The 19923-nt window shown below is 73.5% G+C and carries 18 protein-coding genes; 11 read left to right on the top strand and 7 right to left on the bottom strand.

Annotated features, from left to right (window positions below; all coding sequences use genetic code 11):
- From ACIGFK_RS13925 to ACIGFK_RS13905, 5 genes are all read left to right on the top strand, one after another.
- Positions 1–468 (top strand): ATP-binding protein, encoded by a 468-nt coding sequence (locus tag ACIGFK_RS13925; protein WP_376659627.1) that lies wholly within the window; start codon positions 1–3, stop codon positions 466–468.
- 176 nt (positions 469–644) lie between these two features.
- A complete protein-coding gene (locus ACIGFK_RS13920; protein ID WP_400051755.1) occupies positions 645–1067 on the top strand; it encodes a three-helix bundle dimerization domain-containing protein in 423 nt (140 codons plus the stop codon).
- Positions 1067–2083 (top strand): polyphosphate kinase 2 family protein, encoded by a 1017-nt coding sequence (locus ACIGFK_RS13915; protein ID WP_376661667.1) that lies wholly within the window; start codon positions 1067–1069, stop codon positions 2081–2083. The genes ACIGFK_RS13920 and ACIGFK_RS13915 overlap by 1 nt, the downstream gene beginning before the upstream one ends.
- Positions 2084–2143: 60 nt before the next feature.
- The gene (locus tag ACIGFK_RS13910; protein WP_400051753.1) at positions 2144–4864 is read left to right on the top strand and encodes a cation-translocating P-type ATPase; all 2721 of its coding nucleotides are present in this window, start codon (positions 2144–2146) and stop codon (positions 4862–4864) included.
- Complete coding sequence (locus ACIGFK_RS13905; RefSeq protein ID WP_400051752.1) at positions 4864–6609, top strand: SulP family inorganic anion transporter; 1746 nt, start codon at positions 4864–4866, stop codon at positions 6607–6609. The genes ACIGFK_RS13910 and ACIGFK_RS13905 overlap by 1 nt, the downstream gene beginning before the upstream one ends.
- 19 nt (positions 6610–6628) lie before the next feature.
- Here ACIGFK_RS13905 and ACIGFK_RS13900 read toward each other — a convergent pair whose 3' ends face one another.
- Positions 6629–7972 (bottom strand): diacylglycerol/lipid kinase family protein, encoded by a 1344-nt coding sequence (locus ACIGFK_RS13900; protein ID WP_376661664.1) that lies wholly within the window; start codon positions 7970–7972, stop codon positions 6629–6631.
- Positions 7973–8145: 173 nt separating this feature from the next.
- On the opposite strand from ACIGFK_RS13900, the gene ACIGFK_RS13895 reads away from it, so the two are divergent.
- Entirely contained in the window at positions 8146–9924 is a 1779-nt protein-coding gene (locus ACIGFK_RS13895; RefSeq protein WP_376661663.1) for an alpha/beta hydrolase, read from the top strand.
- 73 nt (positions 9925–9997) lie between these two features.
- Here the strand turns inward: ACIGFK_RS13895 and ACIGFK_RS13890 are convergent, their stop codons facing one another.
- The 3 genes from ACIGFK_RS13890 to ACIGFK_RS13880 all read right to left on the bottom strand — a co-directional run bounded on the left by ACIGFK_RS13890 (position 9998) and on the right by ACIGFK_RS13880 (position 11924).
- Positions 9998–10714 (bottom strand): lysostaphin resistance A-like protein, encoded by a 717-nt coding sequence (locus tag ACIGFK_RS13890; RefSeq protein ID WP_376661662.1) that lies wholly within the window; start codon positions 10712–10714, stop codon positions 9998–10000.
- 129 nt (positions 10715–10843) lie between these two features.
- Positions 10844–11206 carry a transglycosylase family protein gene (locus tag ACIGFK_RS13885; protein ID WP_376662321.1) on the bottom strand — a complete coding sequence of 121 codons (363 nt, stop codon included), beginning with the start codon at positions 11204–11206 and terminating at the stop codon, positions 10844–10846.
- A gap of 370 nt (positions 11207–11576) precedes the next feature.
- On the bottom strand, positions 11577–11924 hold the full coding sequence (locus tag ACIGFK_RS13880; RefSeq protein ID WP_376662322.1) for a hypothetical protein: 348 nt from the start codon (positions 11922–11924) through the stop codon (positions 11577–11579).
- Between the two features lie 81 nt (positions 11925–12005).
- Between ACIGFK_RS13880 and ACIGFK_RS13875 the strand changes: the two genes are divergently transcribed.
- Positions 12006–13019, top strand: coding sequence for a MerR family transcriptional regulator (locus ACIGFK_RS13875; RefSeq protein ID WP_400051749.1), 1014 nt, complete (start codon positions 12006–12008; stop codon positions 13017–13019).
- Here ACIGFK_RS13875 and ACIGFK_RS13870 read toward each other — a convergent pair.
- The 3 genes from ACIGFK_RS13870 to ACIGFK_RS13860 all read right to left on the bottom strand — a co-directional run bounded on the left by ACIGFK_RS13870 (position 12964) and on the right by ACIGFK_RS13860 (position 16769).
- A complete protein-coding gene (locus tag ACIGFK_RS13870) occupies positions 12964–13563 on the bottom strand; it encodes a sigma-70 family RNA polymerase sigma factor (protein ID WP_400051747.1) in 600 nt (199 codons plus the stop codon). The two genes, ACIGFK_RS13875 and ACIGFK_RS13870, sit on opposite strands and share 56 nt — an antisense overlap.
- Before the next feature lie 127 nt (positions 13564–13690).
- Entirely contained in the window at positions 13691–15064 is a 1374-nt protein-coding gene (locus ACIGFK_RS13865; RefSeq protein WP_386473062.1) for a cryptochrome/photolyase family protein, read from the bottom strand.
- A 133-nt stretch (positions 15065–15197) separates the two neighbouring features.
- Positions 15198–16769 carry an SDR family oxidoreductase gene (locus ACIGFK_RS13860; RefSeq protein WP_400051745.1) on the bottom strand — a complete coding sequence of 524 codons (1572 nt, stop codon included), beginning with the start codon at positions 16767–16769 and terminating at the stop codon, positions 15198–15200.
- Positions 16770–17254: 485 nt separating this feature from the next.
- On the opposite strand from ACIGFK_RS13860, the gene ACIGFK_RS13855 reads away from it, so the two are divergent.
- The 4 genes from ACIGFK_RS13855 to ACIGFK_RS13840 form a co-directional block, all read left to right on the top strand.
- On the top strand, positions 17255–18442 hold the full coding sequence (locus tag ACIGFK_RS13855) for an acyl-CoA dehydrogenase (protein WP_400051744.1): 1188 nt from the start codon (positions 17255–17257) through the stop codon (positions 18440–18442).
- A 70-nt stretch (positions 18443–18512) separates the two neighbouring features.
- Positions 18513–18971: an RrF2 family transcriptional regulator gene (locus tag ACIGFK_RS13850; protein ID WP_376662255.1), complete on the top strand. Its 459-nt coding sequence runs from the start codon at positions 18513–18515 to the stop codon at positions 18969–18971.
- 143 nt (positions 18972–19114) lie between these two features.
- Positions 19115–19222: a putative leader peptide gene (locus tag ACIGFK_RS13845; RefSeq protein WP_376662254.1), complete on the top strand. Its 108-nt coding sequence runs from the start codon at positions 19115–19117 to the stop codon at positions 19220–19222.
- Positions 19223–19523: 301 nt separating this feature from the next.
- Positions 19524–19923 (top strand): ABC transporter substrate-binding protein (locus ACIGFK_RS13840; protein ID WP_400051741.1); only part of this gene is annotated, 400 nt, incomplete at its 3' end.

The raw sequence follows: 19923 nt of genomic DNA, 5'->3' as shown, positions 1-19923 counted from the left end.
ATGAGCGAGCGCCGGGCACCGGAGAGAAGCCGGCGCCTGCTGCTGCACGACACCACCGACGTGGTCAGCCGGTGCCGCGACTTCACGCGCCAGGCTCTGGCCGAGTGGAACTGGCCGCCGGGGGTCCGCCACGGCGACGGCCCCGGGGCGGGGTCCGCCGAAGAGGGGTCAGCCGGGGACGAGACCGCCGAGGACGTACTGCTCCTGGTGTCCGAAGTAGCGGCGAACGCCTGCATGCACGCGGGCGGGGTGAGGTCGCTGCTGCTGCGCTGCACCGTGGAGCGGCTGCGCATCGAGGTCACCGACGCGAGCCCCGTGACCCCCGTCGCCAAAGCCCGCCCGGATCCCGGGCTGCCCGGCGGCCACGGGCTGCTCATCGTGGAGCGGCTCGCCAGGGCGTGGGGCTCGGAGCCGGTGGACGGCGGGAAGTGCGTGTGGGTGGAGGTGGAGGCCCCACCGGGCCCCTGACCGCACGGGAATTCCCGCCCGGCCGGAGCCGATCCGCCCCTCCTCGCCCATGAGTTCGCGGCCGCGAGTCCGCGGCCCCGGTCTCGGAGGGCGATCTTGCGCGGGTGAGCAGACAATGAGCGGCAAGGACCTTCTCGTGGCGATGGCGAGATGGGCGGTTCTGCGGTCTGGAGGTCGTGGAACATGGGATCGGTGCCGCCATGACGGTCGAGGAGCAGACCCATGGGGCCGGCCTGTGCCTTCCCCCCGAAGGCGTGGCCGACCCTTCCGTGCCGGTGGAGCGCGCAGACGCCGAGGCGCCGCCGAGCCCCGCCCCGCCCGGCTCGTACGAGGAATCGGTGACCATCCGGGATCTGGTGGAGCGGCTGTGCGCCGCCTTCCCGGCGGTGGACGCGGCGACCGTCGAGGCGACGGTCAGGAGCGCGTACGACTCGTTCCGCCTGGCCAGGATCAGGGCCTACATCCCGATCCTGGTCGAACGCCGCTCCCGGCGGGCGCTCGGCGCCGCCGGGCGCGACGCACCGGCCCGGGCCGGCGACGACGGGGCGGCCCCGGAGCCGGCCGTGATCACCTCGCAGCAGACAGGGACTGATCGGTGATGTCCGACGAGAGAGCCGAACGCATCGCGGAGTTCATCCGGCCTCTGCGGGTGGAGCCGGGGTCGGAGGTGCGCCTCGGCCGGGACTTCGATCCCCGCTACAAGTCCGGCATGAAGAAGCGGGAGGGGGTCGAGCTGCTGCAGACCGGGGTGTCGCTGCTGGCCGAGTACCAGGATCGGCTGGCCGCCCAGGACACGTACGGCGTGGTCCTCTGCCTCCAGGCACTCGACGCCGGGGGCAAGGACGGGACGATCCGCCACGTGATGAGCGGCGTCAATCCCCAGGGCGTGCGGGTCAGCAGCTTCAAGGTGCCCTCCACGGAGGAGCTCGACCACGACTACCTGTGGCGCTACGCCCAGCGGCTGCCCGAGCGGGGCGAGATCGCCATCTTCAACCGCTCGCACTACGAGGAGGTCCTGGTCGTGCGGGTCCACCCCGAGCTCCTCCTCCGGCAGCACCTGCCGGAGGACTCGTGCGGGCCGGACCTGTGGGACCGGCGCTACCGGGAGATCAACCGCTGGGAGCACTACCTCACGGACAACGGCTTCAAGGTGGTCAAGGTCTTCCTGAACCTGTCCAAGGAGGAGCAGCGCACCCGCTTCCTGAAGCGGATCGACCTGCCGGAGAAGAACTGGAAGTTCTCCGCGGCCGACGTCCGGGAGCGCCGCCGCTGGGACGACTACCAGCACGCGTTCTCCGAAATGCTGTCGGCCACGAGTACGAAGTGGGCGCCCTGGTACGTCGTGCCGGCGGACCGGAAGTGGTTCGCGCGGATCTGTGCGGCGGCGGTCCTCGTACACACCCTGATGGACATCGATCCCCAGTACCCCGACGTGGGGGAAGAGGCGCGCAAGGACCTGCTCGTCACCAAACGGGCGCTGGAGAGGGAGGCGCCCGACTGGGCCGAGGCCGACCCGTACGCCGCCGAGCACCCGGGGAGCGAGCGGAAGAAGGGCAAGAAGGGGAAGAAGGGGAAGGGGAAGGGGAAGAAGGGGAAGCACGGTAGGCGCGGCTAGGAGCCAGTAACTGTCGTACCGGCCCGGACCCGTCCGCGGCCACGGATCGGAGGCAGAACGATGACCGTGCGGTCCGTTTCCCCAGGAGAACAGCCGCGGGCTCTGCAGGACTCCTGGTACACGCGTGATCCCGGAGAGGTCGTGGCGGCCTTCGGCGTGGATCCGGCAGTCGGCCTCTCCTCAGGGCGGGCCGCGGAGCTCCTGGCCGCGCACGGCCCGAACGCGCTGCCGGAGGAGAAGCAGACGCCGGCCTGGCAGCGGTTCCTCGGGCAGTACCGCAGTTACATGCAGCTGGTCCTGCTGGCCGCGGCGGCCGTCTCGCTGCTCATCCAGGAGTGGACCACGGCGGTCCTGCTGATCGTCCTGACCCTGCTGAACGCGGTGATCGGGCTGCGCCAGGAGGGCAAGGCGGAGAGCGCGATGAACGCGCTCCAGTCGATGATGAAGGCCTCGGCGCGGGTGCGCAGGGACGGGACGGAGGCGGAGATCCCGGCCGATCAGCTCGTCGTCGGCGACATCGTGCTCATCACGGCCGGGGACCAGGTGGCGGCGGACGGGCGCATCATCGAGGCCAGCGCCCTGCAGATCGACGAGTCGGCGCTCACCGGCGAGAGCGTCCCGGCGGCGAAGGACGTCGGCACGCTGCCGGGCCCCCTGCCCGCGCCCGGCGACCAGACCTGCATGGCCTTCATGAACACCCCGGTCACCCACGGCAGCGGGGTACTGGTCGTCACCGCGACCGGTGCCGGCACCGAGGTCGGCAAGATCTCCGGGATGCTGTCGGCCACGGAGAAGGAGGTGCCGCCGCTCACCAAGGAGCTCGACACCCTGACGCTGTGGATCACCGGCGCGGCGGGCCTGACCATGATCGTGATGTTCGCCCTGGGGCGCCAGCGCGACCAGGCCTGGGACGTCCTGTTCGTCAGCGCGGTCTCCCTGGCCATCGCCGCCATCCCCGAAGCCCTGCCGACCGTGACGCAGGCGATCCTGTCCGTCGGCAGCCTCAACCTGGCCGAACGCAACGCGATCGTCAAGGAACTGCCGTCGGTCGAGACCCTCGCCTTCACCTCGGCGATCAACTCGGACAAGACCGGCACGCTGACGATGAACGAGGTCACCGTCGTCGAAGTACTCAGTCCCACCGACCGGTACACCGTTTCGGGCACCGGCTACGGGCTCGAGGGAAAGGTCCACCACGCCGCGGGGTCCTCCGCGGGCCTCGAGGACGCGATCCTGCCCTACCTGGTGGCCAGCGACGCGAAACTGGTGGACGGCAAGGTGGTGGGCGACCCCACCGAGGGCGCCCTGCTGGTGCTCGCGCACAAGGCCGGACTGGACATCGACGGCACGAGGGAAGGTCTCCCCCGGCTCGCGACGCTGCCGTTCGACCCGACGTACAAGCTGATGGCCACCTTCCATTCGGCGGTCGGTGCTTCCGGCCGGCAGGTCGTCCGCTGCTTCGTCAAGGGCGCTGTCCCGGCGGTGGTGGCGCGGGCCGCCAACGTGCTCGCGGCGGGCGAGACCATCCCGTGGGACGCAGAACTGGCCGAGCGCGCCGATGCCCAGACCCGGCGGATGGGCGGGGAAGGGCTGCGCGTGATGGCCGCCGCCACCCGCGAACTGGACCCGGACGAGTTCGATCCGGAGGGCGACCTGCTCGCGTACGTCACCGGGCTGCGCATGAGCAGCCTCGTCGGCATGGTCGACCCGCCCCGGGAGGAGGCCAAGGCCGCCGTGGCCGGGGCGCAGGCGGGGCACATCCGGGTCCGCATGGTGACCGGCGACGACGTCGTCACCGGTGCGGCGATCGCCCGGCAGCTCGGCATCCCCGGCGAGGCGGTCCTCGGTGCGGACTTCGCCGCCATGAGCGAGGAGGAGCAGCTCGCCCGCATCGACGGCATCGGCGTGGTGGGGCGCGTCGCGCCGGAGCACAAGGTGCTGCTCGCCAACACGCTGAAGAAGAAGGGCGATGTGGTGGCGATGACCGGCGACGGCGTCAACGACGCGCCCGCCATCAAGGCCGCCGACATCGGGATCGCCATGGGCAGCGGCACGGACGTGGCGAAGAACGCCGGACGCATGATCCTCTCCGACGACAACTTCGCCACCATCGTCTACGCCGTGGAGCAGGGCCGGCGGATCTACGACAACCTCACCAAGTACATCCGGTTCGTCCTGCTCCTGCTGGTCACCTTCGTCCTGACCTTCCTCGGGGCCACCGTCTTCAACATCGCGGCCGGTGAGCCCTTCACCCCGCCGCAGGTGCTGTGGATCCACTTCGTGGTCAACGCCTCGTTCGGCTTCGCGCTGGGCTTCGACCGGGAGAGCCCCGGGCTCATGCGCCGCAGACCGCGTCCGCGCGGGGAATCGGTGCTCACCCGGCCGGTGCTGGTGACCGTGGGGCTGGGCGGGCTGGCGATCACCGTCGTCCTGCTCGGGCTGATCGAACTCGGCGAGGCCCACTACGACAGCACCGCGACCGGCCAGTCGATCGCGTTCACCGCGTTCGCCCTCTGTCTGATCGTGGCGGCGTTCGAGTGCCGCAGCGAGACGGACTCGGTGCTGACGACCACCACCTTCGACAGCAAGCAGATGAACCGGGCGGCACTGGCCCAGTTCGTGCTCGCCGTGCTGGTGACCCAGATGGACGGCTTCCGCCGGCTCCTCGGGACGACCGAGATCGACGCCCGGCAGTTCGGCTGGGCGCTGCTGGCCGCCTTCGCCCTCCTCCTCCTGTGGGAGCTGGGCAAGCTCGTGGCCCGCCGGTCGCGACGCACCTGATGGGGGAAGGAGGGCCGGTGACCACCCGGCACGAGGGCCGCGGGCTGCTCCCCCGGCTGCGGACCGTTCCCGGGGTCCGCGCGGCAGCGTCCTACCGGCGGGAGTGGCTGGTCAAGGACCTGGTGGCGGGTGTCGTCCTGACCACGCTGCTGGTGCCGCAGGGCATGGCGTACGCCGAACTGGCGGGCCTGCCGGCCATCACCGGGCTGTACACGACGATCCTCTGCCTGCTCGCCTACGCGGTGTTCGGGCCCTCCCGGATCCTGGTGCTGGGCCCGGACTCCTCGCTGGGGCCGATGATCGCCGCCACCGTGCTGCCGCTGGTGGCGTCCGGCGGGGACCCCGGGCGGGCCGTCGCGCTGGGGTCCATGCTCGCGATCATGGTGGCGGGCATCATGATCCTGGCCTCGGTCGCGAAGCTCGGTTTCATCGCCGACCTGATCTCCAAACCGACGATGATCGGCTACATGAACGGCCTGGCCCTGACCATCCTGATCGGTCAGCTGCCCAAGCTGCTCGGCTTCAAGGTCGACGCGGACAGTCTGATCGGCGAGGCCGTCGGATTCGTGCAGGGCCTCGCCGACGGGGCCGTGGTGCCGGCCGCGGCGGCGGTCGGCTGCGGCGGGATCGCCCTGATCCTGCTCCTGCAGCGCTTCCTGCCGAAGGTGCCCGCGGTGCTCGTGATGGTGGTCCTCGCGATCGCCGTGACCATGGCCTACGACCTGGGCGCGCACGGCGTCGGACTGGTCGGGGAACTGCCGGAGGGATTCCCGCCGTTCACGCTCCCCGACATCCGGCTCTCCGACCTCGCTCCGCTGCTCGGCGGCGCGCTGGGCATCGCCCTGGTCTCCCTGGCCGACACGATCTCCAACGCGTCGGCCTTCGCGGCCCGCACCGGGCAGGAGGTCCGCGGCAACCAGGAGATGGCGGGCGTCGGTGCGGCCAACCTCGCGGCCGGCCTCTTCCAGGGCTTCCCGGTCAGCACGAGCGGATCCCGTACGGCGGTGGCGGAGCGCGCCGGAGCGAAGAGCCAGCTCACCGGGGTCGTCGGAGCGGTGCTCATCGTCCTCATGCTCGTGCTGGCTCCCGGCCTGTTCCGCAACCTCCCCCAGCCGGCCCTCGCGGCCGTGGTGATCACCGCGTCGCTGTCCCTGGCCGACATCCCGGGGACGGTACGGCTGTGGCGCCAGCGCCGGGCGGACTTCCTGCTGTGCGTCGCGGCCTTCGTGGGCGTGGCCCTGCTCGGTGTGCTGACCGGGATCGCGGTCGCCGTGGCCCTGTCCGTCCTCGACGTCTTCCGGCGCGTCTGGTGGCCGTACAACACCGTGCTGGGGCGCGTCCAGGGGCTGGAGGGCTACCACGACGTCCGCTCGTACCCGCAGGCCGGGCTGCTGCCGGGGCTGGTGATCTACCGGTTCGACGCGCCGCTCGTCTTCGCCAACGCCAAGACCTTCCGCGACGAGGTCAGGCGGCTGGCCGCCGCGGACCCGAAGCCGACCTGGATCGTGGTCGCGGCGGAACCCATCACCGACGTGGACACCACCGCCGCCGACGTCCTGGAGGACCTCGACGCCGCGCTCAACGCGGACGGCGTGCACCTCGTGTTCGCCGAGCTGAAGGACCCCGTGCGGCGGAAGATCGAACGGTACGAGCTCACCCGCACCATCAACCCCGACCACTTCTTCCCCACCCTGGAGGTCGCCGTCGCCGCCTTCCGCCGGCGCACCGGGGCGGAGTGGACCTGACCGGGGCTCCGGCAGCCCGTCAGGCGGCCGCCTTGCGCCCCGCCGCGGCGCGCCCCATCGTCAGCGCGAGGCGCCGCACCCGGCGCCAGTCCATCGGCGGCGCGGCGCGCGGCACGCCGGGCCTGTTCCGCGGCACCCACACGCGCAGGGCGCGGGGCTCGATGCGGCAGCGCACCGGAGTGGGCAGCGACAGGGCCTCGCCGTCGACTCCGACCGGGATGACGGCGGCGTCGGCGTCCACGACGACCTCGCGGGCGGTGGCCTCGGTCAGCCCGCGGCCCTGCCCGCTCGCCAGCAGGAGTTCCGTCGCCTCGGCCGCGCCCCCGACATGGACGCACAGCACCCCCAGCGTGCCGGAGTCCAGCCTCTCCCGGCGCCCCAGGCCCGCCGAGTCGCCCCGCTGGTAGGGGTTGTTGCTCACCAGGACGGCCTGGGGGCCCTCCATGGCCAGCGAACCGGCGCGGACGCCGAGCCGGGCGCCGGTGTTGTGGGCCAACAGGTCCGGCAGCATCTCCAGGATCGTGCGGGCCTTGTCGTCGCGGTAGGCGGGACTCTGCACGACTTCCGCGTACACGCCGAACGAGGCGTTGTTGATGAAGACGCGCCCCGGGCTCCCGTCCCCCTCCCCTCCCGTGTGGAGGTAGCCGATGTCGATGCGCTGCTCGACCCCGTCGGTCAGTGCCTCCAGGCAGGTGGACGGGTCCTGACGGTCCAGGCCCAGGTCCATGGCGAAGTGGTTGCGGGTACCGGCGCTGATCACCATGAAGGGGATGTCGTGTTCCGCTGCCACGCCGGCGACGAGGGCCTGCGTACCGTCGCCGCCCGCGACGCCGAGCAGGTCGGCTCCGCGCCGGACGGCCTGCCGCGCGAGCTCTTCCACGTCCTCGTGGCTCTCAGGATCCAGGACGTGGACTTCGGCGCCGAGGGACCTGGCCCGCTCCGCCAGACCGAACTTCTCGACCTTTCCGCCGCCCGAACGCGGGTTCATGATCAGGAACGGGTGCCGGGCCCGGCCCGCGGATCTCTCCGGCATGCCCTGCGGGCGGTCCTCCACCAGTGCGGCCCTGCCCAGCCAGACGGCCAGCATCCACAGGGCGAGGGAGACCAGTACGACCCACAGCAGCCCGGCGGTGGCGTACAGGACGAGGACGGTGACCGGCGCGGCGACCATGAGCAGCACGGCGGCCGCCCTGATCCAGCCGGTGTGGGTGAGCATCCACCACGCAGCCGCGACGGTGAGGACCAGCCCCGCCCACCCCACGCCGAAGAGCAGGAGGCTGCGCAGCCCGCCGAAGACCACCAGGACCACGATGGCCGCTGCGCCCGCCGCTACGGCCAGACGCGCGGCCCAGCGCGTACTCATGGGGCAACCTCCCACCGCTCCACCGCAGGCGTTCACCTCAGGCGTTCACCTCAGGGTACGAGCGCCCACCCCGCACGGCATGTCCGTCGTGGACGCCCCGGTTCGGCCGGATGGCAGGACGGGCCGGGCCTTGGGACCATCTCTTTGGAGGTCAGCCGCCCTGGAGGTCAGCCATGACCAATGACCCGCCGGAACCCCCGTCGTCCTCATCGCCCCCGTCGGACGGCCGCCCGTCCCCGTCGGACGGCGCGCCGTCGCGCGAGGACGACGGCCGGGCGGAGGCCGGGCACGTCGAACCGTCCCCCTCCCCCGGTGCCGGGAAGCGGCGCTGGTCACCCCGGCTCTCGCTGCCGGGCTGCTGGGGCGCGCTCGTGCTGGCGTGCCTGTCCTTCACCCCGTCGCTGCTGCCCCGCGGGGGCGTGCTCCAGGGGCTGATCTGCGGAATCAGCGCGGCCATCGGGGCCGGGCTCGGCGTGCTCGCGGCCTACGTGTGGCGCGCCTTCGCCGACCGGGACCCGCGGCCCGCCTCGCGCGGGTCGTGGCGCGTGCTGCTGATCAGCGCGATCGTGCTGTTCGGCGTCTCCTTCGGGTTCGGGCAGTACTGGCAGCACCAGATCCGCGGGCTGATGGGGGTCACCGACTACAACGTCCTCACCGCCGTCGCCTGCCCGTTCATCGCCGCTCTCGTCCTCTGGCTCCTGCTGGTGGCCGGGCGGGGGCTGCGGCGCCTGTACCACTGGGCCGCCCGGCTGCTCGGGCGCTGGATCGGCCCGCGGGCGGCGCGGGTGGTCGGCTGGGTCGTCGTGGTGGGTCTGGCGTGGTCCGTGGTCAGCGGGGTGCTGCTCGGCGGCTTCGTGAACGCGGCCAACGAGGCGTTCTCCGTACGCGACACGGAGACGCCGGAGGGCGTGCACCAGCCGACGACGGCCCTGCGCTCGGGCGGGCCCGGCTCCCTGGTGCCGTGGGACTCGCTGGGCAGGCAGGGGCGGGCCTTCACCGGCAGCGGACCGACGGCCGCGGAGATCGGCGCGTTCACGCACAGCACGGCGCAGGAGCCGGTCCGGGCCTACGCCGGGCTCGAGACCGCGGACAGCACCGAGGCCCGGGCGGAGCGGGCCGTTGCGGACCTCGAACGGGCGGGCGGCTTCGCGCGCAAGAACCTGCTCGTGATGACGACCACCGGGAGCGGCTGGGTCGATCCCGCCGCCGTGGACTCGTTCGAGTACCTCGGCAACGGCGACTCCGCCACGGTGGCGATGCAGTACTCGTACCTGCCGTCGTGGCTCTCGTACCTCGTCGACCAGTCGAAGGCGCGCGCGGCCGGCCGGGACCTCTTCGACGCGGTCTACGACGTCTGGTCCAAGCTGCCCCAGGACCGGCGTCCTCGGCTGTTCGTGGCCGGTGAGAGCCTGGGGTCGTTCGGCGGCGAGACGGCCTTCAGCGGGGAGGCCGACCTGCGCAACCGCACCGCCGGCACCCTGTTCGCCGGTCCGCCCAACTTCAACACCCTGTTCCGCGAGTTCAGCGATGACCGCGAGGCGGGGAGTCCCGAGATCGAGCCGGTCTACAAGGACGGGCGGACCGTACGGTTCACCGACGACCCGGCCGGCGGGATCCCGCCGGCGGACCGGCCGTGGGACGGTCCGCGCGTGCTCTACCTCATGCACCCTTCCGACCCGATCGTCTGGTGGAGCCCGAGCCTGGCCCTCTCCGAACCCGACTGGATCCGCGAGAAGCCCGGCACGGACGTGCTCGGCTCCATGGTCTGGATGCCCTTCGTGACCTTCTGGCAGGTCACCGCCGACCTGCCGTTCTCCACCGGGGTGCCGGACGGCCACGGCCACACCTACAAGGCGGCGTACGTCGACGGCTGGAACGCCGTCATGAGGCCGGCCGGATTCACCGCGCAGGACCTGGACCGGCTGAGGGAGATCATCCAGCCGCAGGGCTGACCCGGGGCCGCGGCCGGACCCTCTCACCGGCCCGCGACCGGACCCTTGCCACCGGGGCTTCGCCTCCGCGCGGTCAGCGCAGCAGGAACCCCGCGACGTAGCCGAACGCGTTGACCGCCCAGTGCAGCCCCATGGGGGCCAGCAGGCTGTCGCTGCGGCGGCGCAGTTCGCAGAACAGGACCCCGGCCGCCGCGGTGAACAGCACGGCCGCCAGGACGGCCAGGGCGGCGCCGAGCGCGGAGTTCCCGAAGACCGGGGTCAGGGCGGGCTTCGCCGCCGCCAGGTGCAGGGACGGCAGCACGTGCCACAGGCCGAACAGCAGGCTCGACACGGCGGTCGCCCGGACGGCGCCGCGGACGCGGTACACCAGGCCGTAGAGCACGCCGCGGAAGGCCACCTCCTCCACCAGGACGGTGCCGACGGGGACCGTCACGAAGACGCGCAGCAGCACCTCGCCCCCGGTCATCTCCTCGTACCGGCGGTCCTCGAACAGCGCCCTGGTGGCCGGCAGCAGGGCCCCGGCGAGGTAGACGAGGCCCACCAGGCCGGCCAGGGCCAGTGCCCAGCGGGCGCCGCGGGCGAGTGTGCCGGGGGCCAGGCCCGCGTCCGCGCGGGTACCGCCGGCCCAGCGGAGCACCCCGAGCAGCAGGGCACTGACCACGACGGCCGTCACCAGGCGGGGCAGGCCGCTCCAGCGGTGCAGGACGAGGTTGGCGGCGACGAGAACGGCCACCGTGAGCCCCACGGCCGGCCAGGTGCCGATCCGTCTCGGGTACCGGCTCTGCGGCATCCGGTCTGTCCTTCGGTCGATGACGGGCGGTAGGGCCGGACGCGGTCGGCAACGGCTGCCGCCCATCGGCGCGTCCGGCCGGAACCGCTCCGACAGGGCGGCCCCGGCGCCCTGTCGGAGCGGTCTCCGTCAGCGGCGGCGTGCGCAGGTCCAGGCCCCCATGCCCTGGATCCTGGCGAGTCTCCTCGCGGTCGCGATCTGCTGCGACTTCGTGGCGAGGTCGGCGCGCGGTGCGTACTTGCGGCCTCCTGCCGCGTTCCAGCTCGACTGGGTGAACTGCAGGCCGCCGTAATGGCCGTTGCCGGTGTTCGCCCGCCAGTTCCCGCTCGATTCGCAACGGGCGATGGCGTCCCAGTCGGGGTTGGGTTTGGATCGTTCGGCGGCGGCATGGGCTCCGGAGACGTCCAGCCAGGACACGGTCAACACCACTACGGCGGCCAGCAGTCGGCCGATCACGCTGCGACTTCTCCAGTCCTTCCGGTTGCGCGACATCAGTCCTCCTTCGCTGTTGGGGCGGGCCTGCCACGAACAGCGGGCGGGCCCGCGTTCGGTCCTGTTCGGGCCGAGGGCACAGCACAGCACGGACCGGCGCGCTTCCAGCGGCGCTTGCCGTCGGCGAACGGATGACGCCACCCGAACGGACGCTCTACGGCCCTCCCGCAGCCTTCCGCGCCCGGTCGCGGGGGAGACCCGCGCGCCGGGCCGCCGCGCGCCCGGAGTGGGATGCCGGCGTACGGTGTTCCCGGCCGGCGCGGCGGCTCCCGGCGAGGGAGGGCACGACGGAGGCCGCGACGCACGCGGTTGCCGCCTGTTCAGAATTGACGCAGCATCAAATACATTTCACACGACATGAGTTGTCGCATCATGGCTGCCGGCCGTCCGACGGGGGTGCGCCGGCTCCGAGGCTCCGCCTGGCCTCCAGCCAGACCCGCTCGAACTCTTCGGCCGGGATCGCCCCCGCCCCCGGCGTCGTCTCCCATCCCGTGAGCCTGCCTTCGGCGACGAGCCCGTACCGCTGCTCGTACCGGCTCATCGTGGCGATGTCCGCGCGCTCCTGGAAGCGCAGGACCTCGTCCAGGGAGGCGGCGGTCACCGGCGTGCCGTCGTCGTCCCGCAGGCCCACCTGCCGCAGGACCCGCCCCTCCTCGTCCCCCTCGAAGTACTGCCACAGGCCCCGGTCTTCGTCATGCGTACGGATCCACATCGCCATCCCACCACGCTCCCACGGGCGGGGCGCGGCTCCCGGCAACGCGGCCGCGCCCGCATCGTTCGTGCGTCGTAAGCTGGTCCCATGTCCGACGCGGCGCACGGCCTCACGACCGGGGCGGTGGCCCGGCACCTCGGGGTGTCGCCGACCACGCTGCGCTCGTGGGACCAGCGGTACGGCATCGGTCCCGCGGTCCGGGCGGGCGGGCGGCACCGGCGCTGGACGGCCGCGGACGTGGCCGTGCTGGACGAGATGTGCCGGCTCACCGCCTCCGGCGTGCCCCCCGCCGAAGCGGCGCGGGCGGCCAGGTCCGGCGGGACGGACCCGGGCACCGTACCGGCCGCCGCCGCCCGCCCCGCCCGGCCGGAGCCGGTCAGCGGGCTGCCCGCCGCCGACGTGCGCCGGGGGCTCTCCCGCGCCGCCGTCCGGCTCGACGGACCCGCACTCGACTCCCTGCTCCGGGGCGTCGTGGCGGAGCACGGTCCCGTCACGGCCTGGGAGGAGGTGATGGTCCCGACCCTGCACGCGGTGGGCCGCAAGTGGGAGTCCTCCGGAGACCGGTACGTCGAGGTGGAGCACCTGCTGTCCTGGCACGTGTCGACCGCGCTCCGGCTGGTCACGCCCGCCGGACGCGGGTCCGTGCCCACCGCTCCCCCGGTGGTCCTGGCGTGCGTGCCGGCCGAGCAGCACACCCTTCCCCTGGAGGCGCTGGCGGCGGGGCTCGCCGAACGCGGGCTGCCGACCCGCATGTTCGGGGCCGCGGTCCCCGCCGAGGCGCTCGACGCCGCCGTACGGAGGCTGGGCCCGGCCGCCGTGGTGCTCTGGTCCCAGGCGCGCTCCACCGCGAACCACGCCCTGGCCCGCCACGTCGCCGGCCGGTCCTTCGGCGTCAAGGGTGCGCGGACGCACCCCCGGGTGCTGCTCGCGGGTCCGGGCTGGGCGGGCCGCGCCGTGGAGTCGGGCATGCTCCGCCCGGGGAGCCTTCGGGAGGCTCTCGAGGTCCTCGCCCGCTGCTACGCGGAGCCGTCGGCCGACCGGGGCCTCACCGGCAGTTCTGGGGCGCCGCCGCGCCGACCACCTCGGTCGTCCCCGCGGTGAGGCGGCTGCGCATCCGCAGGAGGCCCCGGCGCGCATGGCTCTTGACCGTGCCCAGGGGCAGTCCCGTGCGGTGGGCGATCTGCACCTGTGTCAGGTCTCCGAAGTACGCGAGGGTCAGCACGTCGCGCTGGACGCGCGGCAGACGCGCGAGTTCCTGGGTGACCACGACCCGGTCGAGGACGCGCTCGGGGCCCTCCCCCGTGCCGTCGGGCGGCGGCAGCGCCGCGCCCGCGGCGTCGACGAGGCCGAGCCGGCGCGTCCGGTCGGTGAGGGCGTCGGCGGTCTTGCGCCGGGTGATGCCGACCAGCCAGGCGGGCACGGGCCCGCGCTCGGGGCGGTACCCGGCGCGGCCCCGCCAGGCCGCGAGGAAGACCTGCTGGGTGACGTCCTCGGCTTCCCGGGGGTCGCCCAGGGCGCGGGCCGCGAGGGTGTGCACGAGGCGCCCCCAGCGGTGGTGCGCGAGGGCGAGGCAGCCCTCGTCCCCCTCGGCGAGCCCCCGGCCGATCTCCTCGTCCGAAAGCGCGGACCGGTGTGCGGTGGTCATGCGCGTCCTCCTGCCGAAGCCCGGTGCCGGTGCCCGGTGACCGGTGCCCCCGGGATCACCAGCGTCCGGCCCCGGGAGGAGGCGGCTCAACTCGCATCGTTCGTGCGTCGTATTCAGTGCCTCGCGCTCAGTCCCTGCCCCGGGCGTGCCGGAAGCGGGCGAGGCCGTCGGCGAGGTCCACGATCGGGTCGGGGTAGTCGTACGCGGCCCGGTCCAGGCCCTTCAGCTTCCAGGGCTCGTGGATCGAGGCGCCGGGAAGCTGCGCGAGTTCGGGGACCCAGCGGCGGACGTAGGCGCCGTAGGGGTCGTACCGCTTGCCCTGGAGCACGGGGTTGAGGACGCGGTGGGGCCGGGTGTCGGTCCCCGTTCCGGCCACCCACTGCCAGTTGAGCTGGTTGTTGGCGACGTCGCCGTCCACGAGGAGGTCGAGGAAGTGCCGGGCGCCCTCCCGCCAGTCGACGTAGAGCGTCTTGGCGAGGAAGGAGGCCGCGAGCAGCCGCCCGCGGTTGTGCATCCAGCCCTCGTGGGCGAGTTGGCGCAGCGCGGCGTCCACCACGGGATAGCCGGTCCGGCCCTCGCGCCACGCCTTCAGGTCCGCCCCGGCGTCGGCACCGCGCCGCCAGTGGTCGTGCCGGGGCCGGTAGTCCTCGACGGCCGTCTCGGGGCGTGCGGCGAGCACCTGGCGGTGGAAGTCCCGCCAGCACAGCTGCCGTACGAAGGCCTCGGCGCCCGCGCCGCCGCGGGAGCGCGCCCGGTGCACGGCCTCGGTCGCCGACACCGCGCCGAAGTGCAGGTACGGGGAGAGGCGCGAGGTCGCGTCGCCCGCGAGGTCGTCGTGGCGCTCCTCGTAGGCGTCGGCGTGCCGCGACACCCAGGCCCCGAGCCTCCGGCGGCCCTCGGTCTCCCCGCCGGTGGCCAGCCCTTCGGAGACGCCCGCCACGGAGGCGCTCGCCGGCAGCCGCTCGGAGCTCAGCCCGTGCGGTACCCGTACGGTCCTGGGTGCCGCGAGGGGCGTCCTGAGCGGTTCGGCGGACCAGCGCCTGAAGTACGGGGTGAACACGGCGAAGTGGTCGGAGCCCTGCGGCGTGACGTCGCCGGGCGGCACCACCGTCGTGACGGCGTCGTGCACGTAGAGGCGGCGCCCCTCGGACTCCAGGGCCTGCCGCAGCCGTTCCTCCCGGGCGCGGGCGAACGCCGAGTGGTCGGCGGCCATGTGGACCTCGTCGGCCTCGGCCTGCCGTACCACCCCGCACACTTCGGCCACGGTGTCGCCGCCGCGCACGACGAGCCGCCCGCCGCGCTCCCGCAGTCCGGCGTCGAGGTCGGCGAGGCAGTCGGCGAGGAAGGCGAGCCGGTTGGGCGCCGCGAATCCGGCCCGGTCCACGGCGGGGTCGCGGACGAACAGCGGCACGGTCTCGCGCGCCGCGTCCACGGCGGCGCGCAGCGGCGGGTGGTCGTGCAGGCGGAGGTCGGAGGTGAAGAGGACGACGGAGACGGTCATGGCGCCACTCCCGGGGGGTCGGCCGCCGGGCGGCCGCTGGGGCGCGCCCGGCGGGCTGCTGTGCTGGTCGGTGTGCTGGTGTGCTGCACTCCCCTTCCGTGCTCCGGGGCGTCATGGATGCGTCACGGATGCGTCATGGTTGCGGGGACCCCACCCCGTTCGGCCCCGTCACGCCCGGTCCCGTCCGGTCGGCGGCGGCCTTCTCCGCCGTGCGCGCGATGTTCCGCGCCATGCCGCCGAAGACCACGGCGTGGAACGGTGCCACGCTCCACCAGTACACCTGGCCGGCGAGCCCGCGCGGGTGGAACAGGGCGCGCTGGCGGTAGCGGGTGCGCCCGGTGTCGTCCCGTTCGGCGCGCATCTCCAGCCATGCGAGCCCCGGAAGCCTCATCTCGGCGCGCAGCCGGAGCAGGATCCCGCGCTCGATCTCCTCGACCCGCCAGAAGTCGAGGGCGTCGCCGACGCGGAGCCGCTGGGCGTCGCGTCGGCCGCGGCGCAGCCCCGCACCGCCCGCGAGCCGGTCGAACCAGCCCCGTACGGCCCAGGCCAGCGGGAAGGAGTACCAGCCGTTCTCGCCGCCGATGCCCTCGATGACCTGCCACAGCGCGTGCGGGTCGGCGTCCACGGTGCGTTCGCGTTCGTCGGTGTAGAGGCTGCCGCCCGCCCAGTCGGGGTCGGTGGGCAGCGGGTCGCTGGGGGCCCCGGGCAGCAGGGCGGAGGACCACCGGGTGGTGACCCGGGCCTCCTGGACGCGCTGGAGGGCGAGCGAGAGGGCCTGGTCGAAGGGGGCGGGGGTGCCGGGCGCGTCGGGCACGTACGCGGCGATGTCGTGCTCCGTGCAGACGACCTCGTACCGCAGGGACTCGGCGAGCGGGCGGGCGAGGGCGGCGGGCACGGGGGTGACGAGGCCGATCCAGTGGCTGGACAGCCCCGGGGTGAGCATCGGTACGGGCAGGATGAGCCGCCGGGGCAGCCCGGCGACGGCCGCGTACCGGACCATCATGTCGTGGTAGGTGAGGACGTCCGGGCCGCCGATGTCGAAGGCGCGGTTGACGTCCTCCGGCATGGTCGCGCTGCCGACGAGATAGCGCAGTACGTCGCGGACGCCGATGGGCTGCACGCGGGTTCCGACCCAGCTCGGCGTCACCATCACGGGGAGCCGTTCGGTGAGGTAGCGGAGCATCTCGAAGGAGGCGGAGCCGGAACCGATGACGACGGCGGCCCGCAGGACGGTCGTGGGCACTCCGGAGGCGAGCAGGATCCGGCCGACCTCGGCGCGTGAGCGCAGGTGCGGGGAGAGCTGTGGCTCGGGGACGTCCGCCGGGGTGAGGCCGCCGAGGTAGACGATGCGGCGCACGCCCGCGGCGCGGGCCTCCTCGGCGAAGGTCCGGGCGGCGTTCCGGTCGGTCTCCTCGAAGTCGCGGCCGGCGCCCAGCGAGTGCACCAGGTAGTAGGCGACGTCCACGTCGCGGAACGCGGGCCGCAGGCTCGCCGCGTCGGTGACGTCGCCCCGGGCCACCTCGACCCGGTCGGCCCAGGGGTGGTCGCGCAGGTGGGCCGGGGTACGGGCGAGGCAGCGCACGCGGTGCCCGGCGTCGAGCAGTTCGGGGACGAGCCGGCCGCCGATGTAGCCGCTGGCGCCGGTCACCAGGCACAGCGTGCGGCCGGGCGCTGGTTCGGACGGGGTACGGGGGCGGGTCGCCATGGGGTGTGCTCCGTTCCTTGCGGGGCCTGCCGCGCGCCTCCCCAGGAGGCGTCACGATGGTTCTTCCCCCGCCGCGGCCCGGACGGATGCGGGCCGTCCGGGTCGGAAGCGGCCAGGACCGGGCGGGCGGTGCGACGTCCTGCGTGCCGCGCGCCCTCGCGAAACAGAACGTCCGGGGCGTCCGCTCCGACGGCGGCACGGTGGCGGGCCGGAATCACGCCGACACCGCCTCGGCCGGCTGCACCGGGCCGGCCCGGCACAGGTGCGGGGCGGTCTCATATCGGACCGTGGCCTGGGACGCGGCTCCTCTGCCGTCTCTGCTTCCGGGACGGCGGTGTCCACCATGCGGCCATGGTCTTGCTGCGCCGGGCCCGTTCGGGAAGTATTCCTATTAATCCGATAGGGAAGGTGGGATTCGGTTGCGCGCGCCATCCGGCATCCGGCATCCGGCCGAGACCGCCCGACGACGCTCCGGAGTGACCCACATGACCACCGCCGTCCGGCCTGCCGACGAGCAGCGCCACGTGCTCCTGCGTACCGCTCGCGACGTGGCGGACGATCTCGCCACGGACGCCATCGCCCGCGACCAGGCGGGCAAGCCGCCGCTCGACGAGACGGCGCGGCTGCGCGAGGCCGGCCTGCTGGCGGCCCTCACCCCACCCCGGCCGGGCCGCGGGGCGGACTGGCGTACCGGATGCGCCGTCATACGGGAGATCTCCGCGGCGGACAGCTCCGTCGGCGAGGTGCTCGCCCGCCACTACGCGCACGCGTGGAGCGCGCGCTTCTACGCGTCCCACCCCCACGCGCCCGCCCCGGAGGAGGCGTCGGTGCCCGAGCAGTGGCTGTGGACCGGCGCCGTCCGCCATCCCGCACCCGACGAGGGCACGGCCGGACCGGACCTCGCACTGAGGCCGCGCGGCACGGGCTACGTACTGAACGGGCGCCGGTCCGTGGACACGGCGGCGGCCGTCGCCGACCAGATCGTGCTGGACGCCCACTGTTCCGGCACCGGTGACGTCCTCGTCGTACGGATCCCGCGCGGCGCACAGGGCGTGACCGTCGAGCCCGCCCACGACCGGCTCGGGCAACGCGTCGCCGGCGCCGGCGACGTCGTGTTCGAACGGGTCGCCGTCACGGCCGAGCAGGTGCTGGGCCGCCGGCCGCACGACGAGGAGTCCACCGCGCCGTTCACCGCACTCGCCGGGCCGGCGCTCCGGCTCGCGCTGTGTCACGTCGCCCTCGGCATCGCCGAGGGCGCCCTCGTCGAAGCCCGCGACCTCAGCAGGGGCGGCCGCACCCACAGGCTGCCCGGAGAGCACCCGGACCTCCTGCTCACGTACGGGGAACTCGCCTCCGCCGCCCAGGCCGCCACCGCCATGGCCGACCGGGCGACGGAGGCGATGGCACGGGCCCTCGACACGGGCGCGCACCTCGACGCCGAGGAACCCGCGGACGTCGCCGCACTGGTCGCCACGGCCGAGACCGTGACCTCCAAGGCCACCCTGCACATCACCGCGCGGGTGCTGGAACTCGCCGACGCCCCCGGGCTGGACCGCTTCTGGCGCAACGCCCGCGTGCTGACGGCCCACCACCCGGTCGCGCACCGCCTGCGGTCCATCGGCGAGCACTACCTCAACGCCCCCCACCGGGTGCCGGCCGCCGTCTTCCGCTGAGGCGGGGCACCCCGCACGGGCGGCCCCGCCCGCGCGGACGCGGGCCGGATCCGTACGGGATAATGACCGCATGCGGATCTCAGCCAGGGCGGATTACGCGGTTCGTGCCGCACTGCAGCTCGCGTCGTCGGAGGACGACGGGCCGGTGAAGGCCGAGGCCATCGCCGACGCCCAGGACATCCCGCACAAGTTCCTCGAAGGCATCCTGAACGACATGCGCCGGGGCGGCCTCGTGCTCAGCCAGCGCGGCGGCAACGGCGGCTACCGGCTGGCCAAGCCCGCCTGGTCCATCACCATCGCGGACGTCATCCGCATCGTGGACGGCCCGCTCGTCTCGGTGCGCGGAGTCCGCCCGCCGGACCTCTCGTACACCGGACCGGCCGCGTCCCTGCTGCCCCTGTGGATCGCCCTTCGCGCCAATGTGCGCGAGATCCTCGACGGCGTGACGCTCGCCGACGTCGCCACGGCCGACCTGCCCGCCGACGTATCGGCACTGACGCACACTCCCGAGGCCTGGACCAACCCCTGAGCCGTCAGGGGCACCCACCCCGACCTGCAGGTTCTCACTCATCGAGATGAGTCCGTCCACCATGCGGACGCCCCCTTGGGCCGAGTGCCGCCCGTCTGCCAAGATGCCTACCAGCCCGGTAGGAAAACTAGGAATGAGGTGAGGTGGCCGTGCGAGCAATACATGAATCAGCCATTCTCCTGCCCGTCCTCACCACCCGCCGGCACATCGACCTGGCGCGCACGTCCAGCGCCATCTGTCAGCCCGCCTGACCCGGGCCCCGGCTCCGCGCGCCGGTCACCGCCGCGCGCCCCGGACCCGACACCCCCGCCTTCCGCAGGCCCGACGGCCCGCTCCGCCTGACGCCTGCCCCGCCGCCCCGCATCACCACCGGGCGCGGCATGCGACGCACCCGGCTCGGCATCCCGGCTCCGCGGCACCCTGCGGTTCCTCCTCCCGCGACGGCGGTCCCACCACCGGCCGCCGCCGGGTGCGGGTGCCGTGCGTGCCGAAGGCCCCGGGCCGCGCGCCCCCGCAACTTCCCGACACCCCATCCCGTGAAAGGACACCTCCGTGTCTGCCGCAAGACCGCTCACCGCGCTCCGCGCCATCGCCGTCACCGCCACGCTCCCCCTCCTGCTCACGGCCTGCGGCTACGGCTCCGAGGCGAAGAAGGAGGACGACAAGCAGACCAACGCGGCCGCGCCCGAGGGCAAGAAGCTGTCGGCCTCCGAGGTCCGGATCGGGTACTTCCCGAACCTGACGCACGCGACCGCGCTGGTCGGTCTGCAAGAAGGCCTGATCCAGAAGGAGCTGGGCGGCACCACGATCAAGCCGCAGTCCTTCAACGCCGGCCCCTCCGAGATCGAGGCCCTGAACGGCGGCTCCCTCGACATCGGCTTCATCGGGCCCTCGCCGTCGATCAACGGCTACGTCAAGTCCAAGGGCTCCAACCTGCGGATCATCTCCGGCT

Origin of the sequence: Streptomyces sp. NPDC085524 (assembly GCF_044541755.1) — a bacterium.
Taxonomy (GTDB): domain Bacteria; phylum Actinomycetota; class Actinomycetes; order Streptomycetales; family Streptomycetaceae; genus Streptomyces.
This window is presented reverse-complemented; position numbering and strand designations above follow the sequence as displayed.

Excerpts from the sequence above, each read along its gene's own strand:
- ACIGFK_RS13925 (WP_376659627.1), top strand. The coding sequence starts at position 1 with ATGAGCGAGCGCCGGGCACCGGAGAGAAGCCGGCGCCTGCTGCTGCAC.
- ACIGFK_RS13915 (WP_376661667.1), top strand. The coding sequence starts at position 1,067 with ATGTCCGACGAGAGAGCCGAACGCATCGCGGAGTTCATCCGGCCTCTG.
- ACIGFK_RS13910 (WP_400051753.1), top strand. The coding sequence starts at position 2,144 with ATGACCGTGCGGTCCGTTTCCCCAGGAGAACAGCCGCGGGCTCTGCAG.
- ACIGFK_RS13905 (WP_400051752.1), top strand. The coding sequence starts at position 4,864 with ATGGGGGAAGGAGGGCCGGTGACCACCCGGCACGAGGGCCGCGGGCTG.
- ACIGFK_RS13900 (WP_376661664.1), bottom strand. The coding sequence starts at position 7,972 with ATGAGTACGCGCTGGGCCGCGCGTCTGGCCGTAGCGGCGGGCGCAGCG.
- ACIGFK_RS13895 (WP_376661663.1), top strand. The coding sequence starts at position 8,146 with ATGACCAATGACCCGCCGGAACCCCCGTCGTCCTCATCGCCCCCGTCG.
- ACIGFK_RS13890 (WP_376661662.1), bottom strand. The coding sequence starts at position 10,714 with ATGCCGCAGAGCCGGTACCCGAGACGGATCGGCACCTGGCCGGCCGTG.
- ACIGFK_RS13885 (WP_376662321.1), bottom strand. The coding sequence starts at position 11,206 with ATGTCGCGCAACCGGAAGGACTGGAGAAGTCGCAGCGTGATCGGCCGA.
- ACIGFK_RS13880 (WP_376662322.1), bottom strand. The coding sequence starts at position 11,924 with ATGGCGATGTGGATCCGTACGCATGACGAAGACCGGGGCCTGTGGCAG.
- ACIGFK_RS13875 (WP_400051749.1), top strand. The coding sequence starts at position 12,006 with ATGTCCGACGCGGCGCACGGCCTCACGACCGGGGCGGTGGCCCGGCAC.
- ACIGFK_RS13870 (WP_400051747.1), bottom strand. The coding sequence starts at position 13,563 with ATGACCACCGCACACCGGTCCGCGCTTTCGGACGAGGAGATCGGCCGG.
- ACIGFK_RS13865 (WP_386473062.1), bottom strand. The coding sequence starts at position 15,064 with ATGACCGTCTCCGTCGTCCTCTTCACCTCCGACCTCCGCCTGCACGAC.
- ACIGFK_RS13860 (WP_400051745.1), bottom strand. The coding sequence starts at position 16,769 with ATGGCGACCCGCCCCCGTACCCCGTCCGAACCAGCGCCCGGCCGCACG.
- ACIGFK_RS13855 (WP_400051744.1), top strand. The coding sequence starts at position 17,255 with ATGACCACCGCCGTCCGGCCTGCCGACGAGCAGCGCCACGTGCTCCTG.
- ACIGFK_RS13850 (WP_376662255.1), top strand. The coding sequence starts at position 18,513 with ATGCGGATCTCAGCCAGGGCGGATTACGCGGTTCGTGCCGCACTGCAG.